The organism is Streptomyces sp. YIM S03343 (assembly GCF_054729195.1).
This window is the reverse complement of record NZ_JBPUKX010000001.1, coordinates 5322673-5337804: the sequence shown is the minus strand read 5'-3', so window position 1 is coordinate 5337804 and position 15132 is coordinate 5322673. Positions and strand designations below refer to the sequence as shown.

14 protein-coding genes and 1 tRNA gene are annotated in these 15132 nt (G+C 68.5%); 11 read left to right on the top strand and 4 right to left on the bottom strand.

The features are described from left to right. The first annotated feature begins 2 nt into the window (after nt 1–2). The 7 genes from ACSYGN_RS23385 (at nt 3) to ACSYGN_RS23355 (ending at nt 6919) form a co-directional block, all read left to right on the top strand. A complete protein-coding gene (locus ACSYGN_RS23385) occupies nt 3–1532 on the top strand; it encodes a flippase (protein ID WP_460398685.1) in 1530 nt (509 codons plus the stop codon). Next, nucleotides 1529–2728: a glycosyltransferase family 4 protein gene (locus ACSYGN_RS23380; RefSeq protein ID WP_460398683.1), complete on the top strand. Its 1200-nt coding sequence runs from the start codon at nt 1529–1531 to the stop codon at nt 2726–2728. Before ACSYGN_RS23385 ends, ACSYGN_RS23380 begins: the two co-directional genes overlap by 4 nt. A 72-nt stretch (nt 2729–2800) precedes the next feature. Beyond that, the gene (locus ACSYGN_RS23375) at nt 2801–3628 is read left to right on the top strand and encodes a polysaccharide deacetylase family protein (RefSeq protein ID WP_460398681.1); all 828 of its coding nucleotides are present in this window, start codon (nt 2801–2803) and stop codon (nt 3626–3628) included. A gap of 61 nt (nt 3629–3689) precedes the next feature. After that, the gene (locus ACSYGN_RS23370) at nt 3690–4961 is read left to right on the top strand and encodes a carboxylate--amine ligase (RefSeq protein ID WP_460398679.1); all 1272 of its coding nucleotides are present in this window, start codon (nt 3690–3692) and stop codon (nt 4959–4961) included. A gap of 53 nt (nt 4962–5014) precedes the next feature. Beyond that, nucleotides 5015–6157, top strand: a complete 1143-nt coding sequence (locus ACSYGN_RS23365; RefSeq protein ID WP_460398677.1) for a cellulase family glycosylhydrolase — start codon at nt 5015–5017, stop codon at nt 6155–6157. A gap of 229 nt (nt 6158–6386) precedes the next feature. Next, nucleotides 6387–6459, top strand: a tRNA-Arg gene (locus ACSYGN_RS23360). 112 nt (nt 6460–6571) lie between these two features. Beyond that, a complete protein-coding gene (locus ACSYGN_RS23355) occupies nt 6572–6919 on the top strand; it encodes a hypothetical protein (RefSeq protein ID WP_460398675.1) in 348 nt (115 codons plus the stop codon). Nucleotides 6920–7009: 90 nt separating this feature from the next. Here ACSYGN_RS23355 and ACSYGN_RS23350 read toward each other — a convergent pair whose 3' ends face one another. Beyond that, entirely contained in the window at nt 7010–7426 is a 417-nt protein-coding gene (locus ACSYGN_RS23350; protein WP_460398673.1) for a tyrosine-type recombinase/integrase, read from the bottom strand. Next, a complete protein-coding gene (locus ACSYGN_RS23345) occupies nt 7423–8247 on the bottom strand; it encodes a tyrosine-type recombinase/integrase (protein WP_460398671.1) in 825 nt (274 codons plus the stop codon). Before ACSYGN_RS23345 ends, ACSYGN_RS23350 begins: the two co-directional genes overlap by 4 nt. A 459-nt stretch (nt 8248–8706) precedes the next feature. On the opposite strand from ACSYGN_RS23345, the gene ACSYGN_RS23340 reads away from it, so the two are divergent. The 4 genes from ACSYGN_RS23340 to ACSYGN_RS23325 all read left to right on the top strand — a co-directional run bounded on the left by ACSYGN_RS23340 (nt 8707) and on the right by ACSYGN_RS23325 (nt 13311). Next, nucleotides 8707–8928: a helix-turn-helix transcriptional regulator gene (locus ACSYGN_RS23340; protein WP_460398668.1), complete on the top strand. Its 222-nt coding sequence runs from the start codon at nt 8707–8709 to the stop codon at nt 8926–8928. A 604-nt stretch (nt 8929–9532) separates the two neighbouring features. After that, nucleotides 9533–10783 carry a DUF3631 domain-containing protein gene (locus ACSYGN_RS23335; RefSeq protein WP_460398666.1) on the top strand — a complete coding sequence of 417 codons (1251 nt, stop codon included), beginning with the start codon at nt 9533–9535 and terminating at the stop codon, nt 10781–10783. A 288-nt stretch (nt 10784–11071) separates the two neighbouring features. Next, the gene (gene mobC / locus ACSYGN_RS23330) at nt 11072–11590 is read left to right on the top strand and encodes a plasmid mobilization relaxosome protein MobC (protein ID WP_460398664.1); all 519 of its coding nucleotides are present in this window, start codon (nt 11072–11074) and stop codon (nt 11588–11590) included. After that, the gene (locus tag ACSYGN_RS23325; RefSeq protein WP_460398662.1) at nt 11590–13311 is read left to right on the top strand and encodes a relaxase/mobilization nuclease domain-containing protein; all 1722 of its coding nucleotides are present in this window, start codon (nt 11590–11592) and stop codon (nt 13309–13311) included. The genes mobC and ACSYGN_RS23325 overlap by 1 nt, the downstream gene beginning before the upstream one ends. On the opposite strand, the gene ACSYGN_RS23320 is transcribed toward ACSYGN_RS23325, so the two are convergent. Next, nucleotides 13312–13857: a flavoprotein gene (locus ACSYGN_RS23320; RefSeq protein WP_460398660.1), complete on the bottom strand. Its 546-nt coding sequence runs from the start codon at nt 13855–13857 to the stop codon at nt 13312–13314. After that, nucleotides 13854–15125, bottom strand: a complete 1272-nt coding sequence (locus ACSYGN_RS23315) for a helix-turn-helix domain-containing protein (protein ID WP_460398658.1) — start codon at nt 15123–15125, stop codon at nt 13854–13856. Before ACSYGN_RS23315 ends, ACSYGN_RS23320 begins: the two co-directional genes overlap by 4 nt. Between the last annotated feature and the right edge of the window lie 7 nt (nt 15126–15132).

Sequence of the window (15132 nt, the reverse complement as noted above, 5' to 3'; positions counted from 1 at the left end):
GGATGTTGCACAAGGCCCCGGCTGTCCGAGCGCTGTCCGGCAGCGGTACGGAGGCGCGCCCGTCGAAGGCCCCGTCGAAGGCCCCGGTGGGTCTGTTCGCCAACGTGGGAGCCATGACGACAGGCCGCTTGGTGACGTCGGCACTCACCTGGATCGCGTCACTGATCATCGTCCGTTCTCTGTCGCCGGACGACTTCGGCAAGTTCACCTTCATCTTCAGCGTCTTCGGGATGCTGAGCATCATCACGGACCTTCAGATCGGGCGGATAGCGGTGGTCCGCTTCTCCACCGACCTGCACGACCCCGGGAGCTTCGGCGGCACCTACGTCCTGCTGCGGCTGGCCCTCGGTGTGATCGGCTACGGGCTGGCCGTGGGCTTCGTCGTCGCCGCCGGGTACCCACCGGACGTCGTCCGTGCGACGGCTGTGGCCGGGCTGGTGGTCGTGGTGGCGACCCCCTCGCACGCCTACAACGCCGTTTTCGAGGCCGGGATGCGGCTTCGCCCCATCGCCGTCGGTACCACGTTCGGCGCGATCGGCTGTGTGACACTGACGGCGGCGATCGCGGCGAGCGGCGGGACCCTCCTCCTGTTCACCATTCCGACTCTGCTGTACGAGCTGCTGGAGATCGCCTGGAAGGCGGCGGCAGCGCACCGCATCGTGCCCTTCACATACCGGATCGACCTCCACGAGTGGTGGTCGCTGATCCGGGAGGCCGTGCCGCTGTCGATCGGGGCGGGCCTGATGCTGGTCTATTACCGGGTCGACTCGGTGATGCTGACGAAACTGGACTCGTTCACCGCCGCGGGCAAATACGGGGTTGCGTACAAATTCGTCGATCTGGCGCATTCCATATCGTTCTACGTCGGCATGGCCGTCCTGCCGCTGCTGGTACGGGCCTGGCCGCACCGGCCTGAGGAATTCCGGGCGGCCACCCGACGTGCCGCGCTCCTGCTGGCAGTGATCGGCGGCCTGCTGGTGTGTGAGTTCACGGTCTTCGCGAAGCCGGTGATCCACACCCTGTACGGGGCGGAATACGCGGTGGCGGCCGGTGCCGCGCGCATCATCGTGGCCTCCGAGTGCATCGCCTTCTTCACCTTCCTGGCGTTCAACTGTCTGGTGGCGGCCAGAATGCACCGCGCCTACCCCCTCGTCACCCTGTTCGGCCTGATCGTCAACATCGCGTTGAACTTCCTGCTCATACCCCGCTGGTCGTATCTGGGCGCGGCCGTCACCATGCTGGTCACCGACACCCTGGTCTGCGTCCTGATGCTGCTGTTGCTGCGCCGCCTGCCGGTGATGCGTCCCCTGCCCATGCCGCCGTGGCGCAGCGTGCTGTGCGCCACCGTGTGCGGGGCGGCCGTCGGATGGTCCGTCGCCCGATTCGCACCCTGGCCGCTCGGAGCGGTGGCGACCGCGGTCGTCTACGCGGCGATCCTGCGGGCCCTGCGGGCTTTCAGAGACATGGACGCCGACACCGGCGAGCCCACTGACCCACCCGCACACGGCCGAGGAAAGGAGAAAGAGCGATGAGAGTCCTGTTCATCGACGAGCACATCGGCGGACACACGACCATGCACGTCCATCTGCGCCAGGCGCTCCGGGAAGCGCATCCGGAGATCGATGCGCACTTCCTCGAAGTACCGCCGCCCTCACTGCTCCGGCTCGTGGCGGGTGCCCCCCTGCCCTTCCTGCGCCGCTACGACCTGGATCTTCAACTGCTCAGGGCGCAGCTCGCGATGAGCGCCTGGGTGCGCGGCCGGCTGCGCGGACTCGAGGCGGAGTTCGACGCGGTTCACGCCTACACACAGAACACCGTGCTGCTCAGCACGGGGACACTCCGCCGGATGCCTTCGGTGGTGGGGCTGGATTCGACGAACGCACGCACCGCCCACTGTCTCTCGTACCGCGAACCCACTCGGTGGACCCCGCACACCATGCGCCCCGCCATGCGCCTCGAATCGGCGGTCTTCCAGGCAGCGCACGCCCTCATCGCCCAGACCGAATGGACCGCGGCGTCGGTACGGGACGACTACGGCGTCCCGGACGACCGGCTGAAGGTCGTCAGAGTCGGCATCATTCCCCCGGAGACCGACCCACCCGCCGCACCCGGCACTCTGCGCCGGGACCTTCCACGGATCGTCTTCGTCGGGAATTCCCTGGAACGCAAAGGGGGCAACCAGCTCATCAGAGTGCACCAGCGCCATCTCGCCGACCGGTGTGAACTCGTCATGATCACCAGAGAACGCGTTCCCCGGGGCCGGAACCTCACGGTCGTCGACGACATCACCCCGGGCGACCCGCGGCTCTGGCAGATCCTGAGGTCGTCGGCGGTCTTCGCCCTGCCGAGCCGCATCGACATGACCCCGCTCACCGTCCTGGAGGCCATGGGGGCCGGGCTGCCCGTGGTGGCCTGCCCGGTCTACGGGGTCCCCGAACTGGTGACGGACGGACGGACCGGCCTTCTTGTGGAACCCGGTGACGACCGCTCTCTGCTCGCGGCCCTGCGCACCCTGCTCGATGCCCCTGCCCTGCGGGCGAGCATGGGAGCGGCCGGGCGGAACCGTCTGCTGGAGAGGTTCGACGCCCGCAGGGAGGCTGCCGAACTGGTTGCCGTCCTGCACGAAGTCGTGGCACGCCACCGGGCCGGAAGCCCCGCGGTCGCCCCTACCCCCCGGCATCCACGCGGATCGTTGCGTCCGCCGCATCCGCACCGTGTGAAGACCTGACTCGACCGTGCGAACACCTACCTGGACCGTGTGAAGACCTGACTCGAGACCCTGATCCGGAAGGAGCCCGGCATGCCCGGCATGAGCCGCATCCCCATCCTCAACTACCACTGCATCTCGGACGATCCCGCGCCCTGGATCGCCAAGTGGACGGTGACTCCCGGCGACTTCGAACGGCACCTCGACCTGATCCTCGCCAGCGATCGGACCGTCGTGCCCGTCTCCCACCTCGCCGAGGCATTCGCCGGCCGCCGCCCCCTGCCGCGGAACCCGCTCGCCATCACCTTCGACGACGGATTCGCGGACTTCGCGGACATCGCGGCTCCGGCCCTTGCCGACCGTCACCTGCGCTGCACCTTCTACGCGGCAACCGGCTCCCTGGAGGGCCGGCACCGGCGCGAGACGGTGTTGCCCCGGCATCCGATGGTCAGCTGGAACCAACTGCCCGAGCTGGAGGAACAGGGAGTGGAGATCGGCGCGCATTCGCACACCCACAGGGACCTCGATCTGGCCGACCCCCGGGTGGCCGCGGACGAGGTGGTCCGCAGCAAAGCGCTTCTCGAGGACGCCCTGGGGCATGAGATCCGCTCCTTCGCCTACCCGTACGGTCACTTCACCGCGCATCTTCGCCGGGTGGTCGCGGAGTGCGGGTACGGCTCGGCCTGCGCGGTGCGCAGCAGGCTGAGCCGCGTCGGAGACAACGTCTTCGCCCTCGCCCGGCTACCGCTGCGTGCGGCGACCACACTCGAAGATGTGGGTGCCTGGGTGGCCGGTCGTGGTGCGTGGGTCGCCTCGACACGGCCGGACACCCTCGGTATTCGCGCCGAGCGGCTGTACCGACGTGTTCTGCGGATGCCCGTACTGCCCGAGAACGTCCTCGCCGACCCGCAGCCGCACTGAGCGGTCGCAGGCCGGGCTCTCTCAGAGAGCGGAACGCACTGACCGACGAACAGGAGCCATCATGAATCACGAGGTGCCTGCACTGCTGGTGAGGGTGGTCCCCGCTCCGCAGCAGCACGGAGGTCTCGGTGTGCTCAGAACCCTGGGCAGAGCGGGAGTACCGGTGTATGCCATGGTCGAGGACCGCTTCACCCCGATGGCGCTGTCCCGTCACCTTGCGGGTCGTTTCGACCTGCCGCCGACCGTCCTGAAGGACCCCCGAGAACTCCCCTCGCTGCTGCTGCGGTTCGGCCACGCGATCGGCCGCAGGGCAGTCGCCCTGTCGACGGACGACGAGGCCGCTGTCCTGCTCGCCGAGCACGCCGACGCCCTCTCCGAGCAGTTCATCCTGCCCCCGGTTCCTCCGGCGCTGCCCCGCAAGCTGGCCAGCAAGGAAGGTCTTTTCCGTATCTGCATCGACAATGACGTGCCGGCACCGCGGTCCTACGCACCTGCCGATCGTGAGGAACTCGTCAAACTCGGACGTGATTGGGGGTACCCCCTCGTCCTGAAGAATCGGGAGGCATTCACCCGGCTCAGTGCGCCGATCGTGGGTTCCACCACCGTGATAAGAAACGAGGACGAGTTGCTCGCTCGCCTCGGGTCGCGCGAGACGCCCTCGGTGCTGGCCCAGGAGTACATTCCGGACCAGGTGGCCGAGGACTGGATCACCCACCTCTACTGTGACCGACAAGGTGTGGCCCGGGCAGTCTTCACCGGCTACAAGGTGCGTTCCTGGCCGCCGTACGCCGGACCGACCACACGAGCCCGGAGTTGCCCGAACCCGCAGCTCGCCCGGTTGGCCAGGGACCTGTGCCAGCGGATCGGCTACAGCGGCATCGCGGATCTCGACTGGCGTTTCGATCGGCGTGACGGCCGCTACAAACTCGTCGATTTCAACCCCCGCATCGGGGCACAGTTCCGGTTGTTCGAGACCTGGCACGGAACAGACGTGGTCCGCGCGATGTACTTGGACCTCACAGGCCAACCGATACCGAGGGCGCCGCAGAGGAACGGCCGGATATTTGTGCTCGGTCAGCTCGATCTGCCCTCGGCTGCCGCCAGCGCCAGGCGTGAGCACAGAATGCCGGAAGCGGTGCTGCCCCGACGTGGTACGGAGCGGGCATGGCTGTGCCTGGACGATCCGCTTCCCGCCCTTGCCGAAGCGGTGCGCTTCTCCGGCGCTGGGACATTGCGCCTGTCCCAGACAGCCGCCGACGTCTTCACCAGACACTCCGACAGAGCAACGGGCGGCACCCGGAAATTCACCCGGAAATTCGGCACGAACGGTTGAATCGACGATCCCGCGCTCCAAGTGACAAGCCCATCCACCTTAACCTGTTGGATATGTCGAAAAACCGCAATCGGCATCGCCTGTTGGCTCGCCTATTGGCCGCCGCGCTGGCATTGATCACATGTGAGGTCATGGCGCTCCTGACCACAGCCTGCACGAAAGCCGGCCCGCCGCAGCTGCGGCTCGGTATCGCGTACGGTCATCGTCTCGTCTGGATGTCCGACAACGACCTCGGCGCCGCGCTCGACGACGCCGTCGATGTGGGAGCACGCTGGGTGCGAGCCGACCTGTCATGGCAGGACATCCAGCCCGACACACCGGCGAGGTACAGGTGGGACCAGTTCGACCGTGTCGTCGCAGCGGCCTCAAAGCGCTCCCTCACAGTGCTGCCCGTTCTCGCCTATACACCGAAGTGGGCACGTCCGACGGGCTGCGCCAGCGAAAAATGCCATCCCGCCGATCCAAAGGCCTTCGCCACATTCGCGGCGGCCGCTGCCGCACGCTACGCACCGTCCGGCATTCACACGTGGGAAATCTGGAACGAACCGAATTTGTCCCTTTTCTGGAAGCCCGAGCCCGATGCGGCCGCTTATACGACGCTGCTCCGGGCAACGCGCCAAGCGCTGACACGCGAGGACCCGTCGGCGTATGTGATCCTCGGTGGGCTCGCCGCGACACATACGCAAGGCGGGAACATCTCGCAGACCGATTTCCTCGCAGCCGTGTCGGCGCGCGGCGGCAACCGACTGGTCGACGCCATCGGCTACCACCCGTACACGTACCCCTACCTTGCGAGCACCCGCACGCGATGGGGAACCCCATGGGAACGGATCGACGGTACGCCCGACAGTCTGGAGGGCGTGCTGTCCAGGTACGGCACACCCGGCATGCCCGTGTGGATCACCGAGTTCGGAGCACCGACCGATGGCCCCGGCACCGCGTCGGACGGGCGGCCGAAGACGATCGGCCCGACGACGACCCACGTGACCGAGCAGCGTCAGGCCGCGATCGCGGCGGACGCGGTACGCACCGCGCTCGTGACCCCGCACGTGGATGCACTGTTCTGGTACACCGATCGCGACCTCGGTACCGACACGTCCTCAAGGGAGAACTTCTACGGCCTGCGCCGCGCCGACGGAAGCGCGAAGCCCGCCCTTGGCGCCCTGCGCAACGCCATCGGCGCGCACGACCGATGATGATCAGAACAAACGGGCGGCAGCGAGTATCACTTGACCACTCACCACCGCTCACTACGCCGGCCGCAGACGCGCACCTGATCGACCACGGCGCCTCGGCCTACCGCCGACACCCGCTAGACTGTGTTCGGTGCCCCGCCTCGGCGAGGCACCCTGTGGATGCCAGGGCCCTGAGGGGCAGAAATCCGCCCACTTCGGGCAGATTCCCAACCTTCACCCACGCATCCCTGCCTTCGTAGCTCAGGGGATAGAGCACCGCTCTCCTAAAGCGGGTGTCGCAGGTTCGAATCCTGCCGGGGGCACAGCAAAACACCAGGTCAGGAGCCCTTCCGTCCAGCGGACGGGAGGGCTTCTGCGCTTGCAGCACACATATGGCACACATGCGGCTGCGGGCAGAGCGTGGGGAGCTGTGCGATGCCCGCCAAGGACGAGTTGGCCCGGCGCCGGCACGAGAGGCTGGTCGACCGGCTTGAGTCGATGATGCGGGCCGTCCTGAAGCCGCAGTACGAGGGCTACTACGGGCAGCTGATCCTCGACGGCGACGACCTCGCGGACATGGGTGAGCTGAGCGACGTACGACGTGCCGCTCGCGAAGCAGGAGGCCGTCTCGGCTGGAAGACGACCACGCATCTCGCCGCTGGCAGGCTGTTCGTACTCGACGAGCGGGAGGTGCCCGAGCACATCGAGCGGCTGGCCCAGGACGAGACCGCCGCGGCGATGGACAGGGCCAGGCGGGAAGCCCGCCGCCCGAGGCCGACCTGATCCGCGGAAGACGCAAGGGGCGCCCCGCCGCGTGACGCGCGGTGAGGCGCCCCTCTGCTTATCAGCTCTCCGGCACGGATCAGGCACACATCACACGACGTCCCCCTCCAGCGCGATCACCGCCTCGGCGGCCTCACGAGCCTTCCTCTCCGCCTTCTCCAGCCTGGCCTTCGCCTTGGCCAGCTGCTTGGTCCGGCGCCTGTGCATCTTCTTGGAAACCTCGTCCAGCCGGTCGGGGAAGAGGTGCCCGTACGTGTCCAGCGTCAGGGTCGCGGACTTGTGGCCGAGCATCGACTGGACGACGTTGACGTCCGCTCCGCTGGCGATGGCGAGCGAGGCCGCCGTGTGGCGCAACTTGTGCGGCGTGACATTGAGGTGGCCCAGCCCGGCCTTCGCGACCGCCGGCGCGAAGAAGCGCTGCCGGAAGTTGCGGGCGCGGAGCGGGCCGCGCTGCGGAGACGTGAAGAGCAGCGCGTCGTCCTCCCGCCCCTCGACATGCGGCTTCAACTCCTCCGCCAGGACTTCGGGATGGGCACGGACCGGCGCTCGTGGTTCTTCGGAGAGTCGAGGTAGAGCCTGCCGTTGTCCTCGCCGTACGCCTCGACGATGTGCGCCCGACAGGCATCGAGATCGACGCGGCCCACCTTCAGCGCGGACGCCTCACCCCAGCGCAGGCCGGTGTAGGCCAGCAGCAGGATGAACACCCGATAGACGCCTGCCGCATTGGCCAGTGCGTCGACCTGCATGTCGTCGAGGTAGACGTGGTCCGCCGGCGCGGCCTTCGGCAATGGCACACCGACGGCTGGATTGGCCGCCAGGCGGCGGGACTTGACCGCGTAACCCAGGACGCGGCTGAGAACGACGTACACCTTCCGAACCGACAGCGGGCTGAGCTTCCGACCGCCGGTCGCCTCGCCGGACAGCAGGTCCGCGAGCCACTCGCCGATGTCCTCGAAGTGGATGCGGTCGAGCGGTGTCGCACCCCACTTCGGCAGCACGTGGACATCGAGAACTCCGCGGTAGCGATTGCGGGTTGAACGCTTGAGATGGATCTGCGCAGCGAGCCATGACTCGGCCAGCTCTGCGAACTTCACACGGGCGGCGGCCGGGTCACGGTACGAACCGTCGCCGAGACGCGACTCCATCCGCGTGCGTTCGGCTTCGGCATCGATCTTGCGGGCGAACGTCTTCATCTTCGGGTTGCCGTTGGGGTCGTACCACCGCACGCGGTAGCGGCCGGGCGGTGTACGGCCGACCTTCCGGGCTGCGGCCACTGCTTTGTCGTACGCCGCGTGCCCGTTGCGGTCCTCTATCCATACGCGTGCCATCAAGATCCTTTCCCAGCCGTAGGCCGGTTACCGGACTGGTCGGGCCCTATGCGCCCCGAAGCCACGAGGCGTATCTGTAACTTGGGAAAGGAGAGCTTGGCAAGAGTTGGTTCTAAAACTCTTCAGAAGTCGAAGCCCCGAGTTTTTGGGGAGGGGGCGGTATTCAACGCCGGTCCTCGGCCTTCAGTTGCAGTGCTCCTCTCGCCGTCCCGATGGTCACGTAGCCAGCCGGCTACGGCGGCAAGCTGTCCTGCCTGGTTGTTCAGCTTGGTCGCGAAGCAGAGCACCTGGAGTCAAGGGTCGGAATTCATCCTGATTTGGGGTGCCGGAATCCGGCACTCTTTGGTCGACCGGCCTTTTGCCATTACGGTTATCCGGCCCCGCTCACCCATGGTGCTGGCCGCTGGGGCGAAATGCGCCCGAGGCGCGCTCTCTGCCGTATCCGAATAGGAGACCTCTTTGTCCAACCGCCCGGAGCAATCCGCTGCCCGTGAACGCGGCGCGCTCGCGTCCCCGGCCGATGTCGCCGCCTATCTCGGGGTGCCGGTGAAGACGCTGTACCAGTGGAAGTACCGGGGCACCGGCCCGACCGCGCTGAAGGTCGGCAGGCACCTGCGCTACCGCTGGCGCGAGGTCGACGCCTGGCTCGACCGGCAGGCGCCGTACGACCTCACCGCATGACCCCGCGGATGCAGACCGGCCCTCGACGCGCCAACGCCAAGGGCCACAGCTCCCTCAACTGACCGTCCGTCCTTGAACGATGACTCGGTGGGTTTGGACCTTGCCAGTCCTGGCCCACCAGAGAGGAATGCCTATGGAGGACTCTACGTACCCCGCCCCCAGCACTGGCCGCAAGATCGACTGGCCCGCAGTCGCCATCCCCGGTCAGGGCACGTTCTTCTCGGTCCCCGCGTCCCCGGCGGGTACACCGTCCCCGGATGTGCCGTCCCCGGATGCGGGGACCGGCAGTCCCACCGTCGGGGACCAGCACGGGGACCGTCCCGACGACGAGGCGGGGACCGAGCACGGTCCCCGCGACGGGTTCGGTCCCCGGTCCCCTGTGGGCGGGGACCGTCCCCGCCCACGGTCCCTGCAAGGTGGGGACCGAACAGCGACGAACCGGGGAAACAAGCTGGTGAGCGGCCTGGGGACCGGGGGCCGTGACGACGGTCCCTGGGAGACCGACGCGGGGACCGGTCCCCGAAGCGCGCAAACGGTGGGGACCGGTCCCCACTCGGGGTCGGGGACCGGCGGACCTGGACCGGGGACCGAGCAGGCGGGGACCGTGGTCCCCGACAACGGTTCGGGGACCGGAGACCGCGCGGGGACCGGGACCGCCGGTGACGGTGCTGTCGTGCTGGACGAACTGCGCGCAGCCATCGCCCGATACGTGGTGCTGCCGAGCGAGGAAGCACTGACCGCGGTGACCTTGTGGGTGGCGGCCACGCACATCCAGTCCGTTCTCCAGCACGCACCACGGCTCGCCGTCGTGGGACCGACGAAGGGGTGCGGTAAGTCCCGCCTGCTGGATGTCCTCCACGAGACGGTGCACAGGCCGATGATGACGGTCAACACCTCCCCCGCCGTCGTCTTCCGCGTCATCGGGAAGAACCCGCCCACGCTGCTGGTGGACGAGGCCGACACCATCTTCGGCCCCAAGGCAGGCGACAAGGAGGACCTGCGCGGCCTGCTGAACGCCGGCCATCAGCGCAACCGCCCCGCCTGGCGGATCTCCGGCCCCGAGCAGAAACCCGTCTCGTTCCCCACCTTCTCCATGGCCGCCCTCGCCGGCATCGGTGACCTGCCCGACACGATCATGGACCGCGCGGTCGTGCTGCGCATGCAGAAGCGCAAGCCCGGCGAGCGCATCACGCCGTTCCGCTCACGCACATCGGTGCCCGAACTGAACGCGGTACGAGATAAGTTGACCGCCTGGCTGGCCCCGCTCCGGAGTACCGCCGCCCAACTGGTGCCGCAGATGCCGGTCGAGGACCGGGCCGCGGACACCTGGGAGCCCCTGGTGACCGTCGCCGACCTGGCCTGTGGCCACTGGCCCGAGCAGGCCCGGGCGGCCTGCCTGACCATGACCCGCAGCGAGGTCCTCCAGGACGAGCAGACCACCCTCAAGACGCGGCTCCTGCACGACATCCGACGCGTCTTCGACGCGGCGGGGACGGAGGTCGTACGCACCCAGGACGTGCTCGCCGCTCTCCTCCAGGACTCCGAAGCCCCATGGGCCGAGTACGGCACCAACGGCTTGAACGCCTACCACCTCGGCAACCTGCTACGGGACTTCGGCATCAGCTCGGCCAACCACCGCTTCGACGGCCGCCAGGCCAAGGCGTACACGCGCAACAGGTTCCTGGACATCTGGGCCCGCTACTGCCCCGAACCCACCACCGAGCCCGCAGCCGACCGCCAGTCGCACCACCTGACACCCGCGCTCCCACCGCAGCACACGCCACCAACCACTCCTGCGGGAGCCCTTCCCATCGGCCCGCCCGGCGGCCTGGGCGGACCCAAACGGACCCGCTGAACCCACCGGCTACGTATCCGTCCGTCTCCGTCGCATCCGTCCCCGCGCAGCTCAGCGCGGGGACGGATGCGGCCCTCGGGACGGACTCCTCCGTACCACCACCCGCGTCCGTACCTGCGGTGACCAGCTACGCAACGGATGCGACGGACGCGACGCATCCCGCCCACAAACATCGGGAGCACCACCGTGCACGACAACAACGCCGCTTCTAACTCCCAGCGCCGGGCAGCAAGGTATCCCGCTGGACCGTCCAAGGACGGTCGCAGCGGCGAAACCTCCGCCCCGGGGGTGGCGGAGGCTCTCGGGCGCCAGGGGGCACCCGAGGGGGAACAGCCGGCCGAGACCGCCGCCGTCGCGCTGCCACGTGCCGCCGAAGCCGCCACGCTGCATCGTGTCGCTCGACGCCGCAAGCCCGATCCGAACGGCCAACGCAAGGAGCGTGTCGACGCCCGCTACAGCGTCGACGAGAAGAAGGACATCCTGCGCATGGCCCGCTCGCTGAACATCGCTGGCGCCCACTACGTCGGCGCCGTCGTCATGGCCCACGTCCAGGGCGACCTCGGTCTGCCCGGCCAGCGCACTCCGCTGGACGACTACATCGACGAACTGACCGCCCTGCGTGGCGAGGTCGCCAAGATCGGCCACAACATCAACCAGATCGCCAAGAAGCTCAACTCCGGCGGCCATCCACATCCTGGGGACTCCGCCGTCCTGGCCCAGGCCGAACAGACCCTCACCGCAGCCGGCGCCACCATCCGCCACATAGCGACCGCCGCGAACCAAGCCGTCTCCAAGAAGGCGGCCTGATGATCGCAAAGATCGGCAGCGGCAAGGAAACCGCGGGCCTGATCGGGTATCTATTCGATACGAAGAAGGCCAAGGACCACACCGACCCGCACCTGGTCGCCTCCTGGGACGGCTTCGCCCCCGATCCCGGCTGCTCCGACGACATCGACGCCACCAGGAGGCTCCTCGTGGCGGACCTGGACCTGCACGTCAAGCAGGCCCGGCGGCTCGGCCGCGCCCCCGAGAAGCACGTGTGGCACTGCTCCATCCGTGCTGCACCCGACGACCGCATCCTTAGCGACGGGGAGTGGGCCGCCATCGCCCGCCGGGTCGTCGCGGCGACCGGCATCGCACCCGTCGGAGACCCGGACGGCTGCCGTTGGGTCGCAGTCCGCCACGCCCCCGACCACATCCACATCGCCGCTACCAAGGTCCGCGCGGATGTGCGCACTGCACGGCACTGGAACGACTACCTCACCGCCGACCGCGAACTCGCCGCCATCGAGAAGGAATACGGCCTGTTCCAGGTTGCGCGCGGGGACCGCACGGCTGCGAGGCGGCCCACCCGCGCCGAGCGGGAAAAGGCCCGCCGGTCCGGTCACGACAAGCCAGCCCGCGAACGCCTGCGTACTACCGTCCGCACCGCCGTGGCCGCCGCCTCCAGCATGGAGGAGTTCGTCCACCTGCTCAGCCACATCGACGCCATGCTCGTCGAGATCGTGTACTTCCCTTCGGGAGACGTCCGCGGATACAAGGTCGCCGCCGAAGACACCACCACCGCCAACAAGGAGCCCGTCTGGTTCTCCGGTTCCGAACTCGCCCCGGATCTGTCCTTCCCCAAAATCCTCAAGCGCCTGGAAAGTATCGAGCCGCCGCAATCGGCTGGCCAGCCGGGCCGGCGCAGGCCCAACCCCTGGCACCAGGCCACCACTTCCGCAGAACGCATCCCCCGCCACCTGGACCGGACCGACGACCAAGCCTCCCAGGCCCACCTCGTCGCCTTCGGTGAAGCCCTCGACGCCCTCCCCCTCCTCGCACCCCAATCTCTTCGGTCGCAACTCCGGGAAGCGGCCTCGGCGTTCGATCGCGTCACCCGCTCCCGCATTCAGGCCGAGTATCACCATGGCCGAGCACTACGCAGCGCCGTACGAGCCATGCTCCGCGAGCCCACCCCTAAGGACGGCGCCACCCTGGCGATGTTCCTGGACGCCGCGATCCTCGTCGTCATCGCCGCCGCCCGTTGGCACCAGCTCCACCACCACGACCAGCAAGTCGCCGCATCCCACCAGACCCTGCTCCACCTCCAAGCCGCATACGATGAGGCCGCAGCCGCACCCTTGGCTGCTCTTGCCCTGCGTCGACCGCCTCAGAAGACCGTGGACCGGCATGTCCGCTACGTACAGCAGGCGGTACCGGAGCATGCCGAGCAGGTCATCGAAGACCCTGCCTTCGAGGCCCTCACCACCGTCCTCACCGAGGTCGAAGCAGCAGGCCACGACCCGCAATGCCTCCTCCAGCAGGCCGCCGATCAGCGTGCCCTGGACGACGCCCGCTCCCCCGCACGAACACTGGCGTGGCGCATGCAGCGTCTCAGCGCAAGGCCGACGCCCAGTCCCCGCGCACGCGCGGCACAGGCACGCAGCGCGGCACGGGGCGAAATCGCAGCCCAGCGCCCCAGCACTCGGGCCCACGAAGCAACAGCCGTCCCGACCGCGCACCCGCAGCAAGCACGGCAGCGCTGATCACGACCGCACGGACAACTTGGGAGCAAGCAGCTCCAGCACTTCCTCCCAGCGATAACGGTCGGCCCCGCCGCCAGCCTTTGGCCTATGCGGCTCGTACGAGCCAATCAGGACGCCCATCTCACGCAACCGGTCCAGGCTCTGCCGGTAGGCGGGATGGGCGGCCTGGGCAGAGTTCAGATACGGCAGCACGGCCACCGGTACCCCCATGGCTGGCGCTTCGCACAGGATGCCCAGGGCGAGATTGTCTGAGATCCCCGCGGCCCACTTGTTGACCGTGTTGAACGTGGCCGGGGCGACCGCGATCGCGTCCGCAGGCCGAGTCGGGCGCGGCTCCCCCAGTGACCGCCAGGCTGAGCGGACGGGGCGGCCGGTCTGGGCCTCGACCGCCTCCGCATCCAGGAAGCCGAGTCCTTGCGGGGTCGCGACGACCCCGACGTCCCAGTGCCGCTCCTGCGCTGCGGTGATCAGCCGACCGACGTCGACGGCGACCCCGGCCGCGCAGACCACGATCTGGAGGAACGGCTTGTCGTGCTCATCACTCACGCGGGCACTCCCAGTTGGCGACTGAAGTGGTGCAGCTCGGGCAATGCCCGGCGGCGGTCGCGGGCTGCCATGTCGGCGACCAGTTCACGCACTGCCGGGCGGCGCACGTCCTGTGCCGCACAGCTCTCGGCGATACGCAGGGCCTGGTAGCCGTCGGCGAGTCTGCCCTGCTGACTGTAGGCGCGCGCGGTCTCCACCCAGAGCGCGGCCCGGCGCTCTGGGACGGGAATGTGGCGCCGCATGAGGGGCCGTGCAGTCTGCAGGGCAATGCCGGCGTCGCCGAAGGAAACGGCCGCGCTGACCTCGTGCAGGGCGACGTTGGTGGGGCTGAAGTTGGCCCAGGCGTCCGGCCGGTCGAAGGAGACGTAGCGAGCCACCTCCTTGGCCTCGGTGAGGAAGTCCTGGGTGGTGTCGCGGTCGCCGTTTCTGCTGGCGGCGGTCGCCCCGCGGAGCAACAGCAGACCTACCGCTGCCAGGTGCCGCGGCGAGCGCTGGTCGTAGGAGCCGCTGAGCTGGTCGACGGTGTGGCGGACCATGTTCACGGCCTGGGCGGTGTGCTTCTCCCGCACGAGAACGTGGGCGTGAACGCGAACACTGGCGGCAAGGACGACCGGATCCCCGGACCGCTCCGCCTCGGCCATGGCCCGGCCAGCCGCGAGCCAGGCGTTGCCCTGATCTGCTCGCTTCAGCAACAGGCTCACCGACGTCTGGTAGGCGGCCGCGAGCAACCCGGACGCCTCCTCCGAGCCGGAGGAGGCGCTGGCGGCCTGGCGCAGGTCGGCGATCAGTCCCGGCAGGGCCTGCTCCAGTTCCGCGTAGTCGCACACGCAGAACATCCGGCGCACGGCCCGTGCCCGCTCCCGAAGCTCGTCGATGCCCAAGGCTTGACCGGTGACGCCGGGGCTCGTGCCCGGAAGCAGGACCTGGATCAGGTCGTGATGCGCTGCAGTCGACGACGGCGGAGCCGCGAGCGCGGCTACACCTGCGGCAAGGAGAGTACGGCGGTGCATGTCCTCGGTTCCAGGGTCGGCGGGGCTGGCTTCAGGGACGTGGGCGAGGCCGAGCCGCCGCAGCGAAATGTCCAGTACCTGCGCGATCTCACGCAGAACACGTACGTCCTCCGTGCCGATGCCGCTTTCCAGACGGCTCACCTTCGACTGGTGGTAACCCAGTGCGGCGGCAACTTCTTTCTGCGAACGCCGCTGTAACACGCGTGCCTGACGGATCACTTCACCGATCCGTCTCGCTTCACTCTGTGCGTCGGCCATCTGCGCC

What these genes read in the sequence shown, in the direction of transcription:
- ACSYGN_RS23385 (WP_460398685.1), top strand. Translation starts at nt 3, where the DNA reads ATGTTGCACAAGGCCCCGGCTGTCCGAGCGCTGTCCGGCAGCGGTACG.
- ACSYGN_RS23380 (WP_460398683.1), top strand. Translation starts at nt 1,529, where the DNA reads ATGAGAGTCCTGTTCATCGACGAGCACATCGGCGGACACACGACCATG.
- ACSYGN_RS23375 (WP_460398681.1), top strand. Translation starts at nt 2,801, where the DNA reads ATGCCCGGCATGAGCCGCATCCCCATCCTCAACTACCACTGCATCTCG.
- ACSYGN_RS23370 (WP_460398679.1), top strand. Translation starts at nt 3,690, where the DNA reads ATGAATCACGAGGTGCCTGCACTGCTGGTGAGGGTGGTCCCCGCTCCG.
- ACSYGN_RS23365 (WP_460398677.1), top strand. Translation starts at nt 5,015, where the DNA reads ATGTCGAAAAACCGCAATCGGCATCGCCTGTTGGCTCGCCTATTGGCC.
- ACSYGN_RS23355 (WP_460398675.1), top strand. Translation starts at nt 6,572, where the DNA reads ATGCCCGCCAAGGACGAGTTGGCCCGGCGCCGGCACGAGAGGCTGGTC.
- ACSYGN_RS23345 (WP_460398671.1), bottom strand. Translation starts at nt 8,247, where the DNA reads ATGGCACGCGTATGGATAGAGGACCGCAACGGGCACGCGGCGTACGAC.
- ACSYGN_RS23325 (WP_460398662.1), top strand. Translation starts at nt 11,590, where the DNA reads ATGATCGCAAAGATCGGCAGCGGCAAGGAAACCGCGGGCCTGATCGGG.
- ACSYGN_RS23315 (WP_460398658.1), bottom strand. Translation starts at nt 15,125, where the DNA reads ATGGCCGACGCACAGAGTGAAGCGAGACGGATCGGTGAAGTGATCCGT.